At 65.5% G+C, this 1,175-nt stretch carries 1 protein-coding gene; it reads right to left on the bottom strand.

What is annotated here, in order from left to right; genetic code table 11:
• Window positions 1–1,175, bottom strand: a 1,175-nt coding sequence (locus NOF53_RS27420; RefSeq protein ID WP_255974811.1) for an acetyl-CoA C-acetyltransferase, incomplete at both ends; no start/stop codon positions are given.

Below are 1,175 nucleotides of genomic sequence, written 5' to 3' on the forward strand. Positions count from 1 at the left end.
GGGACGCGGACGATCAGGGCATCACCCTGACCACCACCGCCACACAACGCAGCCACACCCACACCGCCGCCGCGACGCGCCAACTCGAGCGCCAGATGCAAAGTGATCCGCGCCCCCGACATCCCCAACGGATGCCCCACCGCAATAGCACCACCATTGACGTTGACCTTCGCCGGATCGAGATCCAGCTCACGGGTCGAGACGATCCCCACAGCCGCGAACGCCTCGTTGATCTCGACGAGATCAAGATCCCTCGGCTCGATCCCTTCCTTCACGCACGCCTTCGCGATCGCCCGCGCCGGCTGCGACTGCAACGTCGAGTCGGGCCCCGCGACCACCCCGTGCGCCCCGATCTCCGCCAACCACTCGAGACCCAGTTCCTCGGCCTTCGCCTTACTCATCACCACCACAGCCGCCGCACCATCCGAGATCGGGGACGCGGACCCCGCCGTGACCGTCCCCTCCTTCGCGAACGCCGGACGCAACTTCGCCAACGTCTCGACCGTGGTGTCCACGCGCACACCCTCGTCCTGACCGAACACCACCGGATCCCCCTTACGCTGCGGGATCGACACCGGCACCACCTCGTCGTCGAACAACCCGTCCTTCCAGGCGCGGGCCGCGTTCTGATGCGACGCCGCCGCGAACGCGTCCTGATCCTCGCGACTGACCCGCTGGCCAGGCTCCTCGTTCTTCGCCTCCGTCAGACTTCCCATCGCCTGATCGGTGAAAATGTCGTGCAACCCATCGAACGCCATGTGATCACGCATCATCACATCCCCGTACTTGAAACCCTCCCGCGACTTCTCCAGCAAATGCGGCGCCCGCGACATCGACTCCTGCCCACCGGCAACCACCACCTCGAACTCCCCCGCCCGGATCAACTGATCCGCCAACGCAATCGCATCGATACCCGACAAACACACCTTGTTCACCGTCAACGCCGGCACATCCATCGCAATCCCCGCCGCAACAGCCGCCTGCCGAGCCGGCATCTGCCCCGCCCCCGCCGTCAGCACCTGACCCATGATCACGTACTCCACCTGACCCGGCGCCACCCCCGCCTTCTCCAACGCACCCCGGATCGCGATCCCACCCAGATCCGAACCCGAGAAATCCTTCAACGAACCCATCAACCGACCCATCGGCGTACGGGCTCCGGCAACAATCACAGA

This window comes from Rhodococcus tibetensis (assembly GCF_024438035.1).
Lineage (GTDB): Bacteria > Actinomycetota > Actinomycetes > Mycobacteriales > Mycobacteriaceae > Rhodococcus_F > Rhodococcus_F tibetensis.